This window comes from Bacillus cereus group sp. BfR-BA-01316 (genome assembly GCF_022664195.1).
Lineage (GTDB): Bacteria > Bacillota > Bacilli > Bacillales > Bacillaceae_G > Bacillus_A.
The window spans coordinates 63950-79336 of sequence record NZ_JAKUGX010000024.1 but is presented as its reverse complement, the minus strand read 5'-3'; the positions used below and the strand labels follow the sequence as shown (position 1 = coordinate 79336).

Below are 15387 nucleotides of genomic sequence, written 5' to 3'. Positions count from 1 at the left end.
CCCCAGAACCGTTGCCCCCAGAGCCGTTGCCACCAGAACCACTGCCGTCAGAACCGTTGCCGCCAGAGCCGTTGCCGTCAGAACCACTGCCGCCAGAACCACTGCCCCCAGAACCGTTGCCACCAGAGCCATTGCCGTCAGAACCACTATCGTCCTGAGAACCATTGTTTCCTGGAGGTTTATTATTATCTTTTGAATTACCTTCTGCTAAATTATCGTTATTTTGCACAATAGCGTTTGTTATTGGATGGAAGTTTTCAGTGGCAGCATTACCAATATTTAAGCCGCTAAAAAAAGATAAAGAAAGTGTTGATGCTAAAATGAAGATTTTTGTCATTGTTTTCCTCCTGAAGAAAAAATTATTGTTCCATCTAAAATACATCCCTTTGTAATATTTCATAGGAAAAAGAGTTTTATGCAAAAAAAAACTATATATAGAAAAAGGTGGTGTATTTCTAAAGGGAGAAAAGAGTTAATGTAAATTCCCTACAAATAGTAGAGTGATGGAGAATTTACACTCATAACAGTAGAGGAAGTGGCAACGGATGAAAGAATATATTGCATTTGATATTGGTGGTACGCAAATTAAATATGGAATTGTTTCAGAAATAGGGATAGTACTAATGCATAAAAAGGTCCCAACAGAAATTTACTTGGGCGGGGAACAAATTGTTCAAAAGCTTATATATTCATCAAAAAAGTTAATGTCTGAACATACTATTTCCGGAATTGGTATTAGTAACCTTGCTTATATTTTTAATCCGAAAATGATTATTATTGGTGGGGGAATTACTGAAAGAGGAGATGATTTCTTAAATGAAGTGAAGGAAGGGATAGGAACATACTTAAATCAAGAGATTTATAGTAATTGTGAGATTAAACTTGCGCAAAGCGGCAATTGTGCAGGAATGATTGGTTCTATTTACCACTTATTACATCAGTATAAATAAATATAGTATCTGTTTTCATATAATTAAGAATTTATCCTTTTTCTCATTAGATAAATAATGCTACAATATAAGAGGAGAATACAATGTTTTCCGATTTGGAAAATGCTTTGTAGAAAGGAAGAAACTTCATGCCTATTATTTTAGAAAAAGGACAAAAGATTGATTTAACGAAAGGACAACCGAGAGTAGCGAAACTGCAGGTTGGCTTAGGCTGGGATCCAATTGGGCAATCAGGTGGGTTTCTGTCTTCTTTATTTGGAAGTAAACCAAGTGTAGATTGTGATGCATCTGTTGTTATGTTAGAAGGGGATCGTTTTTTAAACAAAAATGATCTAGTTTACTTCGGCAACAAACTTTCTACTTGTGGTAGTATCATTCATTCAGGAGATAATTTAACAGGTGAAGGCGCTGGTGACGACGAAACAATTTTCGTAGAATTACATAAAGTTCCGAGCCGTATTAATCGTTTAGTATTCGTTGTAAATATTTATGACTGTGTAAATCGTCGTCAAGATTTTGGGATGATTCGCAATGCATATATTCGTATTCAAAACCCACAAACAGGTGAAGAATTAGCACGTTATAATTTGTCAGATAATTACGCTGGCAAAATGACTTTAATTGCAGGGGAAATGTATCGAGACGGAAACGAATGGAAGTTTTCAGCAGTTGGAGAAGGAACACAAGATAAAAACTTAAGTGAGATTGTATCACGTTACCAATAAAATAAACCAAGGAGGAATCGTATATGGCATCAATTTCATTGAAAAAAGGACAAAAGGTAGACTTAACAAAAGCAAATCCAGGTCTTTCGAAAGTTCTTGTAGGACTTGGTTGGGATACGAATCGTTATGACGGACAAAACGATTTCGATTTAGATGTTAGTATCTTCTTAGTAGGTGCTAACGGTAAAGTTTCAGGAGCAGAGGATTTCGTCTTCTATAATAATCCAAAAGGTGCGAATGGTGCTGTAGAGCATTTAGGAGATAACCGTACAGGTGACGGTGAAGGCGACGATGAAACAATTAAAATAGACTTAAAAAATGTTCCTGCACATATCGAACGTATTTGCTTCACAATCACAATATATGATGGAGAAGGCCGTAGCCAAAACTTCGGACAAGTTTCTAACTCTTTCGTACGCATTCTGGATGAAGAAAAGAATGCAGAATTAATTCGTTACGATTTAGGAGAAGATTTCTCTATTGAAACGGCTGTAGTAGTAAGCGAATTATACCGTCACGCAGGTGAATGGAAATTCAATGCAATCGGAAGTGGATTCCAAGGTGGATTAGGTTCTCTATGTAATAACTTTGGTTTAGATGTAGAGTAATAGCTTTATATATCCATCAGTGAAACGTATATTTACTGATGGATATATTTTTTGAAATTAAAATATAGAGGTGAATATATATGGTTATTCAATTACAAAAAGGACAGAAAATTGATTTAGCTAAAACAAGCCCAGGTTTATCAAGAGCAGTAATTGGTCTTGGATGGGATATTAAATCTTATGATGGTGGATCTGATTTCGATTTGGATGCATCTGCCTTTTTATTAGATGTGAACGGGAAATGTACGAAGGAAACTAATTTTATTTTCTATAATAATTTACAGTCTCCTTGTGAATCAGTTTTACATACAGGAGATAACCGTACAGGTGCAGGTGATGGTGATGATGAGCAACTTGTTGTCGATTTGAAAAAGGTTCCAGCAGATGTTCATAAAATTGCTATTACAGTTACAATTTATGATGGAGAAGGCCGTAATCAAAACTTTGGACAGGTTGCAAATGCATTCGTTCGTTTAGCAAATGAAGAAACAAACGAAGAAGTTCTTCGTTTTGATTTAGGGGAAGATTTCTCCATTGAAACAGCAGTTGTCTTTTGTGAATTATATCGTCATAATGGACAGTGGAAGTTTAGTGCAGTAGGAAGCGGATTCCAAGGTGGATTAGGTGCGCTTGTAAGAGCGTATGGCTTGGATGCATAAGAAGGGAAACGGCATTCGTTTCCTTTTTTTGACCTTTCTATAAATCTAGCAAAGAATAGGGGATAAAGGTAAGATGAGTATTTTGCAAGGAATCCTTGATACGTATGCTCAGTTTTTCGACTTGGACATGTGGATTAAAGTGTTACAAGATCCAGTATCTTGGGGGTTAATAGGTACACTTGTTGTACTTGAAGGGTTATTATCTGCTGACAATGCACTTGTGTTAGCGGTAATGGTAAAACATCTTCCAGAAGAAAAACGAAAAAAAGCATTATTCTATGGACTTATTGGAGCTTATGTATTCCGTTTTATTGCAATTGGAATCGGAATGTTCTTAATTAAATTGGCATGGGTAAAAGTGTTAGGTGCGCTTTACTTAGCTTGGCTGTCAATTAAATATTTCATTGATAAAAGAAAAGGCACTTCAGAAGAAGAGGAAGCCCATGGTATGAACCAAAATAGTATTCTCTTCAGGATGTTCGGTGTTTTCTGGGGAACGGTTGCGATGGTTGAATTAATGGATATCGCATTCTCTGTAGATAGTGTACTTGCTGCATTTGGTGTATCGAATGAAGTTTGGATTTTACTATTAGGTGGAATGCTCGGTATTTTAATGATGCGCGGTATCGCTGGCGTATTCTTAAAATTGTTAGAGCGTATTCCAGAATTGGAGACGACAGCATATATTTTAATTTTAATTATTGCAGCAAAAATGCTATTGTCTGTCATTCATATTGAAGTAAGTCATACAGTGTTCTTTATTGTTTTAGTTGTAGCGTTTGGAGTAACATTTATAATTCACTACATGAAGAATAGTGGACAAGCACGAGAAGAAGTTGCAGCTACTAAAAATGAACATAAATAATTGAAATGGGTTTGCTCGTTATGCGAGCGCCCATTTTTTATAACTAAAAATAGTTTATAATAGAAGAGAGACTTTAGAAAAAACGTAAATGTTTTTGGAGGTGAACTGTTGTGTTTTCACGTTTTACACTTCAACCATGTGCATTAAAAGATGAATCAGATTTAAAGCAATTTGAAGCGCTTTTAGAAAAACGCCCACAATATGAACTGACAGAGAATGAGATGAAATTTAGTTATATAGCAAGTCGCATTCTTGGTGTTCCTAATGATGTAGATGAATATTTCAATGGGCTATTTGATTATAGTGAAGCAAAAGGGATCGAGGTTTTGCATGAACAAAATTTAAATAAGGTGATTGATCCCGAAAAATTGCGCCATATTCAAGAAGTTTTTGCATTACATCAAGAAGCACCGAATGGACTTACAGTAAATAGGCTTGTAGCACATTTGTCTGGAAAACAACTATTACCGCAAGTAGACAATCCTGATTTACAGCATTATATACATACGACGTTTATTTCTGTATTGAAATTGTATGAGAAACAACATAATCAATCTTTAAAAACAGAAGGATTCCGGCGTTTCTTAATCGATATGATTAAATTAAGTGAAAATTACGTAGCGAAGTGGTTCTCGACGATTAATTATAAGAAACAAATGCCGCGTATCGTTTGGTACGGTGATGCGACGGAGAGTCGTATATATTTCTTATACTTTCTTATTATGCTCGGCTGCGATGTGCTTTATTATCACCCAGAAGGAAAAGATGGATTTGAGAGTGTAGATGAGGAAGGAAAGACCTTTGTCGTATCTCATTCGGGCCGTATTTCATTGGAACCATTTCCTGATCGGCGTCGTGAACGCGTTGCAACAGTAGCTTATCAAGCTTCAAAAGAAATCGAGCAAGTACTTCACCACGATAATTCATTATTATACAAACCGTGGCAATTCCGTTCGTATACACCTGTAGCCCGTACGCTCAAAACGACGTACGATGAACTCTTTTTAATTACGAAAGAAAAGGCATTTGTACGTCCAACATTCTTTGTTGAAAATAAGCATATTTATATTCCTTCTTTATTTGCAAAAATATCAGGTGTTTCAAAGAATGATAAAGAATATTTTCAGCGATTAAAGGCTGTTACATCATTTGATAACAGTTTCTTGATTAATACATTCCCGTTTACGAAAGAACAAAAAGCGAATTTCCAATATCATTATCGAGATGCATTGGACCGCGGGGGGAAGTTACATCCGGATTTAATTATGAACAGCCATTGGTGGCCACATAAGCGTTTACCAGAAGGATTACAACATGGTATTGCAGAAGCAATCATCCATACGTGTGAAAGTGAAATGTGTAAACCAATTGCGAAAGAGACGAAACAGGATGTAGCACTGTATGTTTTCGCACAACTCTCTCAAATACCACCGAACATTTTAGAGCAGCTTGAGAAATTTGATTATTCGCAAGAAGTACCGAAAATTGTTATATTTAATAATGAGAAGAGCGGAGAATTAAGTCGTTCTGATGCTGTGTTATTACTATTTTTAAATCAAATTGGAGTAGATGTATTCCACTTTAATCCGACGGGGAGAAACGATATTGAACCGTATATTGAATCAGGAGCATTTGATTCACATTGGCTTGAAGAAGTTAATTTCGATCTTGAATTTCATGGTTCATCAGCCTATAAAAATTTATCACAAACAATAAAAGGACTATTTCGTCCATTTTTATAAGGAAAGGGAGAATACCATATGAATAACCCAGTCGTACTAGATTCGAAAACAGAATTGAATGAGCAAACCGCACAAGATGTTCGCTTGCAACTTAGACAAGATGCTGAAGTACAACGTATTTATAATGCAGTAGACATTAAAGACCAATTAGAATTAATCGAGCTTGGAAAAGAGCCTTCTATGGAGATTTCACGTTTCGCTGATCAAATTTTACATACAATGTCTTTATCGAAAGTAGAAGACTCTGGTGAATTATTAAAACAGCTGGGTAAAATTATGGACAGATTTGATAGTAAAGACTTTGCGGAAGAGAAAAGTGGGTTCTTCTCACGTATGTTCAAAAAAGCAGATAAAATGATTGAACAAATCTTTAGTAAGTATCAGACGATGGGTCGCGAAATGGATAAAGTATACGTAGAAATTACGAAGTATCAAGATGAAATGAAAAAATCAATTGGTACGTTAGATGGTTTATATGAGCAAAACTTAAAGTATTATTTAGACTTAGAAAAATACGTAGTAGCAGGGGAAATGTTATTAGAGCGTTTAAATACAGAGTTAGTTCCGATGTACGAAGAGCGCATACGTAATAATGATCAGTTAGCAGGTATTGAATTAGAATCGCTTAAAAACTCTGTTGAAATTTTAGAACAACGTATTGATGATTTAGAAAAAGCACGTATGGTTGCTCTATTAACAGCGCCACAAATTCGTATGATTCAACGCGGTAACAATAAATTAATCGGTAAAATCAATACAGCATTTATTACAACGATTCCTATCTTTAAAAATGGTATCATTCAAGCGGTAAATGCGAAACGTCAAAAGCTTGTTGCAGACTCTATGGCTGAGCTTGATCGCCGTACAAATGAATTACTTAAGAAAAATGCACAAAATATTGCAACTCAAAGTGTGGAAGTAGTGAGGATATCAGGTTCTTCTAGTATTAAGATGGAAACACTTGAGGAAACTTGGAACATTATTTCAAGAGGTATGCAAGAAACACAACAAATTGAAGAGCAAAATAAACGTGAGCGTGAAGAAAGTCGTAAGCGTATGGCTACATTAACAGAGAACATCAAAAAAGAATTACAAGGATAAAGTGAAACTATAATCAGTGGGGGTGTTGTTCATCCCCGACTGATTATTAGCCCTCACCAATCGGGCGTTTACGTGCAGCGGGGCTCCCGCCGAATTTTGAGGTGGGAGCCCCGCTGCACGGCAAATAGCGGGATAAACAAAAAGGCAATGAGGAATATTCCTCATTGCTTTTTATTTTCTCTTAAATAGTTTAATAATTTCATTCACAACAAGCGGAATGATACTTAACAAGAGAACAAATCCCCAATCTCGCATTGTTAATGCATGCACACCAAATATATTGGCAAGAGGTGGGATGGAGATGATACACACTTGCATAAGAACACCGATTAGAAGTGAGAAGACTAAATATTTATTTGTAAATAGCCCAATTGAAAAAATCGATTTCGTTCTTGAACGTAAGTTAAATGAATGAACGAGTTGAGAAAAACTAAGAACGACAAATGCCATCGTTTGAGCGTGTAATAGAGCATCTTCATCAATTTGACCTGGGAAGAGAGGAAATAAATTTGTATCTCCTGTATAGAGCTTTGCCCCAACGATAAAGGCTGTTAAAGTAAGAAGTCCAATTACAACCCCATTGAAAATAAGAAAAGGAACGCTGCCGCTAAATAAGCTTTCTTTCGCATGTCGTGGTTTTTCCTTCATTACATCTGGATCTTCAGGATCAACACCGAGTGATAATGCAGGCAGTGTATCTGTAATTAAATTTACCCACAAAATGTGAATAGGACGTAAAGGCGTCGCCCAGCCAAGTAAAATGGCTAAAAATAAAGCGATAATTTCGCCGAAGTTACAAGAGAGTAGGAAGAGAATGGACTTTTTAATATTACGATAAATATTTCTTCCTTCTTCAACAGCTTTCACAATAGATGAGAAGTTATCATCTGTTAAAACTACATCTGCTGCCCCTTTTGCGACATCTGTTCCTGTAATTCCCATTGCTACTCCAACATCTGCTTGTTTTAAAGATGGAGCATCATTTACACCGTCACCAGTCATCGAAACGATATTTCCTTTAGCACGTAATGCTTTTACAATCTTCACTTTATGTTCTGGAGAGACCCTAGCGAATACATTTAAGTGATTGATTTTACTTGCTAGTTCTGTATCTGAAATGTTATCTAATTCAGTTCCAATCATAATTTCAGATTTTTCTTCGGCGATACCAAGTTCTTTGGCAATTGCAAAGGCGGTATCCTTATGATCACCAGTAATCATAACTGTGCGAATACCAGCTTTTTTACATTCTGTAATTGAATCTTTTACTTCTATGCGTGGTGGATCAATCATACCGACAAGACCGATAAAGATGAGATTTTCTTCGAGATGATTTATATCCATATCGTTTAAATCGTATCGTTTATATGCGAATGAAAGTACTCTTAAGGCTTCTTGCGACATTGATTGAGCAGCTTCTAATATTTGATTTTTATCAGAATTTGTTAAGACCTCAAGTTTATTATTTATAAAGATATGGGTACAGTGAGGTAAAAGTTTATCAATGGCACCTTTCGTCATGCTATAGTAGCTTTCATCGTACGTATGTACAGTTGACATCATTTTACGATCAGACTCGAAAGGCAATTCGTTAACACGTTCATGTTTATTTTCTAAATGATCTTTTTGAATGTTAAAAGAGCTTCCGGCAACAAGAAGGGCAATTTCTGTAGGATCCCCTGTTTGTGAGTCGGCACCGTAAGAAGCATCGTTGCATAAAACCATATTTTCTAATAATAGACGGTGTACATCATTATTTACATTCAAATTTTCTAGCTGGTCGTATGTGCGATCACTATAAAAGTGAGTAACGGTCATTTTATTTTGAGTTAATGTACCTGTTTTATCTGAACAAATAATTGTGACAGAACCGAGAGCTTCAACAGCTGGTAGTTTACGAATGATAACGTTTTGTTTAATCATCCGCTGAACACCAATTGCAAGAACGATGGAAACGATAGCTGGTAAGCCTTCTGGAATGGCTGCAACAGCTAAACTAATTGCAGTCATAAACATTTCTAAAGTATCGCGTCCTTGTAAAAAACCGATGAGAAACATAATAGCGCAAATAGCTACAGCGACAAAGCCTAAATATTTTCCTACTTGTGCTAAGCTTTTTTGAAGTGGTGTCATATCATCGTCTGCTTCATGTAAAAGGGTAGCGATCTTGCCAATTTGTGAGTTCATCCCAGTTTCAACAGCCACACCGACGCCACGTCCGTATGTTACTAACGTCGACATAAAGGCCATGTTTTTTTGATCACCTAATGGTACTTGCTCATCACTTTGCATGGAAGGGTGGTAGACTGCATCTTTATCGACAGGGACAGATTCACCAGTTAGAGCAGATTCTTCAATTTTTAAATTCGCAGTTTCGATAAGTCTTAAATCGCAGGGGATATACCGCCCCGCATCAAGCATAACGATATCACCTGGAACGATGTGCTCAGATGGAATCTCTTTTAGTTCACCATCTCGCTTTACGATAGCTTTAGGTGTTGCCATCTTTTTCAATGCTTCTAAAGCCTGTTCTGCTTTCGATTCTTGGATTACACCGATAACAGCATTTAAAACTACAACGAGCGCGATAATACTTGCATCGGCCCATTCACCTACAAAGGCGGAAATAAGGGCAGCGATAATAAGGACATATACGAGGACATCATTAATTTGGGCGAAAACGCGCTGCCATAAAGTACGTTTTTGTTTGGTAGCTAATCCATTAGAACCATATTGCTTTAAACGTTCATTTACGATTTCATCTGTTAAACCGTGTTGTTCATTTGTTTCTAGGTCGATTAATGTTTGATTTTTCGTCTTACTGTACCAATTGCTCATAAGTAAGCACCCCCAGTAAAAACAGTTAGCAATGGTAGTGTGGCAATTTTTTTAGAGTAGTATGTATGGAGAAAAAATCTAAGGTGAGGTTCTACTTTCATTGTACAGTAATTTAGAATGTGATGAGGAAAAGAGAAGAGTTGTCATGAATTTGTTGAAATTAAAAGAGCCTCGAATAGGTGAGGCTCTTTGTTATTTTTTAATTAATGTACCTAATTCCTCAGTAATAGCTTGCATTTCACTAATACTGAATGTTTCACGTTTCATAACATGCTCATAAATGTCACGTAAGTCCTCGTACATTTCTTCGTTAAAACTAGCAGCTCTCATTGCTCCAGCATTAACCATGCGTAATTTTTCTTTAATAGCTTCTACCATATATTCAACGTTTGCTTCTGATTTTACAGATAAATCCACCGAAGTGTCCCCCTTTAAAATAACATAAGGTTATCTTAACATTTTTTTATCATTTTCGTTAATGAAACTTTTCAATCCTATTAAATTAGTAGGGATTTCCTTTATAATTAATAATTGGTTGTTTATACTATATAAGTATATAGTAAGAAATGCACCAAGAAGGGAAGAAACAAAAATATGGTCCGAGTATTGTTTGTTTGTCTTGGGAATATTTGTCGTTCTCCAATGGCAGAAGCAATTTTTCGAGATCTTGTCGTAAAAGAGGGACTCGAAGAGAAAATTGTCATTGATTCTGCAGGAACTGGAGATTGGCATATTGGTCATCCACCACATAAAGGAACACAAAAAATTTTAAAAGAAAATGAAGTCTCTTTTGAAGGAATTAAAGCACGGCAAGTAGAAAAAGAAGACTTAACAAAGTTTGATTATATTATTGCCATGGACAACAAGAATATAGCGGATTTAAAAAGTTTTGGTAAAACTGGAGGCTATATTGGTAGACTGTCCGATTTTGTTCCAGACGGTGGCTGGACAGACGTTCCTGACCCTTACTTTACAGGGAACTTCCAAGAAGTGTATGACCTTGTAACAGAAGGGTGTGCAAAGCTAGTAGCTTTCATTCGAAATGAACAAGGAATATGAGGAAGCTTAGAAAGTAATACTTTATAATATAAGAAATGAAAGGGTGAAGGAATATGGCAAAGAAAAATAATATTGCTCGAAACATTGCGATTGGTGTAGCTGCAGGTGTAGCTGTATCTATGCTAAAGAAAGAAAACCGTGAAAAAGTAAAAAATACGGCAGAAAAAGCAAAAACAAAGATGATTGAAATTGGTGAAAATGCGAAAATCAAAGAAAAAGTGCAAACTGTTACAGATAAAGGACGCGAGCTTGCTGATTTCAATGTAGTGAAAGCGAAAGTAGCAGAAATCAAAAAATTGACGCCGTCTGTTGTAGAAACGTTAAAAGAAACGAAAGAAATTTTTAGTAAGAGAAAAGTTGAGCGAGAAGAAAAGCCAGAAACGATTGAAATTCAAGCTGTATCTCCAAAGGTAGATGAGCTTAAAGCAGAAGAAGAGCCGGTAGTTGCTGAAGATGGCGGTATGAAAGAAGCACGTGAGTTATTTATGAAAGACTCAAATGCAGAGGAAAAAAAAACTGAAGCGTACATTGAGTTAAAGCAAGATAAAGAAGAGAAGAAAAGCGTTTAAACATATATGAGAAAAATTTTAGAAAAGGTGAGAAGAAATCGCACTTATTCGTTTGGAAAAGATTTATATGACCGGACGATGCGCGATGACGTAGCGGGCTTGGCAGCACAGCTCGCTTATTTCTTCTTGCTGGCGATTTTTCCTGGGCTTGTTTTCTTAATTACGCTTCTTGGATTCATTGACCTTCAAACAGAAAGTGTGCTCAATTTATTAGAACCGTACGTACCGGAAGATGCAATGAACTTAATTGAAGTAAACGTAGATAAAGTTGTAAATGAGCAAAATGGTGGTTTATTATCATTCGGTTTACTGTCGATGCTATGGTTTGCTTCAAACGGAGTGAATGCGGTTATGAATGCTTTCAACCGTGCGTATGATGTAACAGAAACACGTTCCTTTATTAAAACAAGAGCGTTATCAATCGTGTTTACATTAGCTATCATTTTTATGATTGTGTTTGCGTTAATTGTTCCAGTGTTCGGACAAGTGATTGGAGCAGCTGTGTTTAAAGCAATTGGTTTATCAGATAGTTTTTCTTACGTGTGGAGTATTACGCGATTAGTAGCGAGTTTCTTCGTGCTATTTGCCTTGTTTAGTTTTTTATATACATTTGCACCAGACCGAAAGTTAAAAAGAAGAGAAGTTATTTCAGGAGCAATATTTGCTACTGTAGGATGGATTGTGGTATCGTACTCATTTGCTTATTATGTAGATAAGTTTGCGAATTACGCCAATACATATGGTGGTCTCGGTGGTATTATTATTTTAATGTTATGGTTTTACTTAACTGCTTGGGTAATTTTACTTGGCGGTGAAATTAATGGTTTACTCCACCATTATAGAACGGGTGACAATAATTCCCGTAATGAATAATGAGCTCTTGTTCCATAATAAAAAGGAACAGGGGGGATATTTCATGAGTAATAATAAAAAGAACCACAATAATAAAAGTAACAATAAACAAAAGAGCAGTTCGCATCCAAAGCATAAAACGAGTAGCAGTGCGAACGGTCATAATAGCTACCATTAAAAAAAGCGGGTCCTCTATGAGGGACCCGCTTTATTTGTTTTCTTTTAATAATCTTAAGCCATTTAAAATGACAAGAATCGTACTTCCTTCATGCCCAATAACACCGAATGGAAGAGCTAAAAATTGCAAGAAATTTGAACAAATCAGCATCGCAATTACAGCTAGCGAAAAGATTACATTTTGCTTCACAATACGGTTCATTCGTTTTGATAAACGAATTGCTTGAGAAAGACGAGATAGTTCGTTCTTCATAAGTACAACGTCTGCAGTTTCTAAAGCTACGTCTGTTCCTTCACCCATTGCCACACCAATGCTAGCGGTAGCGAGCGCAGGTGCATCGTTTATACCATCTCCAACCATGGCGACTATGCCGTACTTTTCTTTTAACTGCTTTATCGTTTCAACTTTTGTTTCTGGTAAACATGATGCGTAATATTCTTTTATATTGCTTTCATTGGCAATTGCTTTTGCGGTTTCTTCATTGTCACCAGTAATCATGATTGCTTCCACACCAATGCTTTGTAAATCGCGAATAGCAGCAATTGTTTCTTGGCGAAGGGTATCTTTTAAAGCGATCAGTCCAAGAATACCATCCTCATCACTAATATAAACGACAGTTTTCCCCTCTTTTTCAAGTGAAGCAGAAATGCCATTATGAAATGTCTTTATTTCTTCTCCGATAAAATCAGCTTTACCAATTTTATAAGCTTTATTTTCTAATGTTCCTTTTAGTCCAAAACCAGTTACATCTTCAACGTTTTCTGGCTTTTTTATCGAAATGTCATAAGCATGTTTTGCATATTTAACAATCGCTTCTGCTAAAGGATGTGTAGAGTGACTTTCAATCGCTGCTGTAATAGAAAGTACTTCACTTTCTGCTATGCCTTCTCGAACATATACATCTGTTACGGTAGGTTTTCCTTGTGTTAATGTTCCCGTTTTATCAAAGGCAATCGCCTTTACTGAAGCTAGACGTTCTAAATGAATGCCACCTTTAAAGAGAATACCGTTTCTCGCTCCGTTAGAAATTGCAGATAAAGTTGCTGGTGTAATAGCTGCAACTAGAGCACAAGGAGAAGCGACTACAAGTAAGATCATAGCGCGATAAAACGTTTCATTCCAACTCCAATCAAGTAAGAAATGAGGAACGAACATCATAAGCGCAACAACGAGTAGTACACCTTTTACGTATGTTCCTTCAAATTTTTCGATGAATAGTTGTGATGGTGATTTTTCGCTTTGTGCACTTTGAACGAGACGAATAATCTTTTGGAATAATGTTTGATCGCTCGGCTTCGTAATTTTAACTTCGATAGCACCACGTAAATTTACAGTGCCGGCAAATACTTCATCGCCGAATTTTTTCTCATTCGGAATAGGTTCTCCTGTAATAGCTGCTTCATCAATATTTGTTTCACCATTATGAATTGTGCCATCAGCAGGAACACGCTCACCTGGCTTAATTAAAATAATATCGTTAATTTGTAATTGTCCAACTGGAATACGTTCCTCAATTCCGTTTGAAATACGTAATGCTTCTTCAGGTTGCAAGTCAAGAAGCGCTGAAATTTCTTTTTGGCTTTTGCTTAATGTATAAGATTCCATTGCGCCGCTTAATGCAAAGATGAAGATTAAAATAGCACCTTCTGCCCAGTAACCGATAACTGCGGCACCGATAGCTGCAAAAATCATGAGCATTTCAACATTTAGCTCTTTCTCTTCAATTGTGTCTTCAATACCTTCTTTCGCTTTTGCAAATCCTCCAATTACATAAGCAAGGATATAGAAAGTAATACCTGCACTTATTGCATCATTTTTTGTGAATAACCAACCAGCTAAAATAAAAATACCAGATGCGATTGCAAATATAAGTTCATAATGTTTCTTTAATATATCCCATAAAGAGGGATGAGAAATATCTTTTTTTGCTTGTAATGTTTTTACTTCTGCGCTCATTAATACTCGCTCCTTCCGAATTCTTATTGAGAAAAAGAATCAAAATCGAAACCCCTATAAAACGACGAAAGCTGCCATCCATAATGGATAGCAGCATTTCTGTTGAATCTGATTTTAATAGTTATTATGTTGTAATTATTCTATAGTATAGCATATGTTTTTCTTAGATGATATGTTTTTGTTTTAGTATAAACTGAAAACTTGTGTTTTCGCATTTCCTTTGGTATATATGAATATTGTTCATAAAAAGGTCGGAAAGGAAGACATCAAGTTGAAGACAGAGAAATTTTTTACCCATCCGATTGGCGTGTTTATTGCTGCAATAGTAGCAACATTTTTATGGGGAAGCGCATTTCCCTTTATTAAATTAAGCTATGCTGAACTTGGAATTCAGCCACAAGAAGTCGGGGAACAAATATTATTTGCTGGCTATCGCTTTTTCTTATCTGGTGTAATGCTCTTATTATTTTTTAAAGCGTTAGGAAAAGATATGAAGTTCAAAAAAGGAACAGGAAAGCAGTTAGTTCAAATTGGCTTGTTTCAAACTTTTCTTCAATATATATGTTTTTATATTGGAATGAGTTACAGCTCAGGAATTGAAGGAGCGATTATTTCAGGAACATCATCATTCTTTCAAATTTTACTCGCACACTTTTTATATAAAGATGATGCTCTAAATAGGAGAAAAGTAATTGGAGTATCTATCGGCTTTTGCGGTGTGATTTTAGTGAATGTACCGAGTGATGGAAGTTTATCATTTCATTTTGGAATAGGTAGCTTATTACTTCTTGGGGCAGCCATGATGTATTCGTATGGAAACATATTAGCGAAAGAAGGTAGTAAAACATTAGATATTGGGTATATGACAGCATATCAGATGATTTTCGGATCAATTGGATTGCTATGTATAGGTACATTTCAAGTTGGAATGATGCCATTCGCATTTAATCTACATGCAATACTTATGCTCATATATTTATCGTTCTTATCAGCAGCGGGATTCTGTATATGGAATACAATTATGAAGTATAACAAAGTAGGGAAAGTCTCGATGTATATGTTCTTTATACCAGTGTTTGGTGTGCTACTATCAAGTCTGATTTTAGGGGAAGCAATTCATTCCTTTGTACTATTTGGTTTAGCATGTGTCGCAGCGGGAATTATTGTAGTAAATCGTAACCCGGTTAAAAAGAAAGTTGAGCAGGAAAAACAAGTAGCATAGAGAACAGAAAAACGATTAAAATGGAAGAACAGTATTGTTCTTCTTTTTTTACATAGAAAAAGG

At 36.0% G+C, this 15387-nt stretch carries 14 protein-coding genes and 1 pseudogene; 11 read left to right on the top strand and 4 right to left on the bottom strand.

The features are described from left to right. Positions 1-337: pseudogene (locus MR071_RS17745) on the bottom strand (cell wall anchor protein); the annotation flags it as partial. Between the two features lie 208 nt (positions 338-545). Between MR071_RS17745 and MR071_RS17740 the strand changes: the two are divergent. The 7 genes from MR071_RS17740 to MR071_RS17710 all read left to right on the top strand — a co-directional run bounded on the left by MR071_RS17740 (position 546) and on the right by MR071_RS17710 (position 6650). After that, positions 546-950, top strand: a complete 405-nt coding sequence (locus MR071_RS17740) for an ROK family protein (protein ID WP_242237285.1) — start codon at positions 546-548, stop codon at positions 948-950. Positions 951-1078: 128 nt separating this feature from the next. Beyond that, positions 1079-1675, top strand: coding sequence for a TerD family protein (locus tag MR071_RS17735; RefSeq protein ID WP_002029589.1), 597 nt, complete (start codon positions 1079-1081; stop codon positions 1673-1675). 23 nt (positions 1676-1698) lie between these two features. Beyond that, complete coding sequence (locus tag MR071_RS17730) at positions 1699-2283, top strand: TerD family protein (RefSeq protein ID WP_105588200.1); 585 nt, start codon at positions 1699-1701, stop codon at positions 2281-2283. An 80-nt stretch (positions 2284-2363) separates the two neighbouring features. Continuing rightward, positions 2364-2942, top strand: coding sequence for a TerD family protein (locus MR071_RS17725; protein ID WP_105588201.1), 579 nt, complete (start codon positions 2364-2366; stop codon positions 2940-2942). Between the two features lie 73 nt (positions 2943-3015). Then, the gene (locus tag MR071_RS17720; protein ID WP_105588202.1) at positions 3016-3807 is read left to right on the top strand and encodes a TerC family protein; all 792 of its coding nucleotides are present in this window, start codon (positions 3016-3018) and stop codon (positions 3805-3807) included. A gap of 110 nt (positions 3808-3917) precedes the next feature. Beyond that, positions 3918-5549, top strand: coding sequence for a YceG family protein (locus tag MR071_RS17715; protein WP_105588203.1), 1632 nt, complete (start codon positions 3918-3920; stop codon positions 5547-5549). 18 nt (positions 5550-5567) lie between these two features. Further along, complete coding sequence (locus MR071_RS17710) at positions 5568-6650, top strand: toxic anion resistance protein (protein ID WP_242237281.1); 1083 nt, start codon at positions 5568-5570, stop codon at positions 6648-6650. A gap of 171 nt (positions 6651-6821) precedes the next feature. On the opposite strand, the gene MR071_RS17705 is transcribed toward MR071_RS17710, so the two are convergent. Beyond that, complete coding sequence (locus MR071_RS17705) at positions 6822-9488, bottom strand: cation-translocating P-type ATPase (RefSeq protein WP_242237279.1); 2667 nt, start codon at positions 9486-9488, stop codon at positions 6822-6824. Positions 9489-9680: 192 nt separating this feature from the next. Then, a complete protein-coding gene (locus MR071_RS17700; RefSeq protein WP_002010236.1) occupies positions 9681-9905 on the bottom strand; it encodes a DUF1128 domain-containing protein in 225 nt (74 codons plus the stop codon). A 177-nt stretch (positions 9906-10082) separates the two neighbouring features. On the opposite strand from MR071_RS17700, the gene MR071_RS17695 reads away from it, so the two are divergent. Genes MR071_RS17695 through MR071_RS17685 form a run of 3 tightly spaced genes read left to right on the top strand, consistent with a single transcriptional unit; the run spans position 10083 to position 11989 of the window. Continuing rightward, the gene (locus MR071_RS17695; protein WP_193656471.1) at positions 10083-10547 is read left to right on the top strand and encodes a low molecular weight protein-tyrosine-phosphatase; all 465 of its coding nucleotides are present in this window, start codon (positions 10083-10085) and stop codon (positions 10545-10547) included. A 53-nt stretch (positions 10548-10600) separates the two neighbouring features. Beyond that, positions 10601-11116, top strand: coding sequence for a DUF4075 domain-containing protein (locus MR071_RS17690; RefSeq protein WP_002010240.1), 516 nt, complete (start codon positions 10601-10603; stop codon positions 11114-11116). A 6-nt stretch (positions 11117-11122) separates the two neighbouring features. Beyond that, a complete protein-coding gene (locus tag MR071_RS17685; RefSeq protein ID WP_242237276.1) occupies positions 11123-11989 on the top strand; it encodes a YihY/virulence factor BrkB family protein in 867 nt (288 codons plus the stop codon). Positions 11990-12176: 187 nt separating this feature from the next. Here the strand turns inward: MR071_RS17685 and MR071_RS17680 are convergent, their stop codons facing one another. Further along, positions 12177-14102 carry a heavy metal translocating P-type ATPase gene (locus MR071_RS17680; protein WP_242237273.1) on the bottom strand — a complete coding sequence of 642 codons (1926 nt, stop codon included), beginning with the start codon at positions 14100-14102 and terminating at the stop codon, positions 12177-12179. Between the two features lie 271 nt (positions 14103-14373). Between MR071_RS17680 and MR071_RS17675 the strand changes: the two genes are divergently transcribed. Then, the gene (locus MR071_RS17675) at positions 14374-15324 is read left to right on the top strand and encodes a DMT family transporter (protein WP_242237272.1); all 951 of its coding nucleotides are present in this window, start codon (positions 14374-14376) and stop codon (positions 15322-15324) included. The last annotated feature ends 63 nt before the right edge of the window (positions 15325-15387 follow it).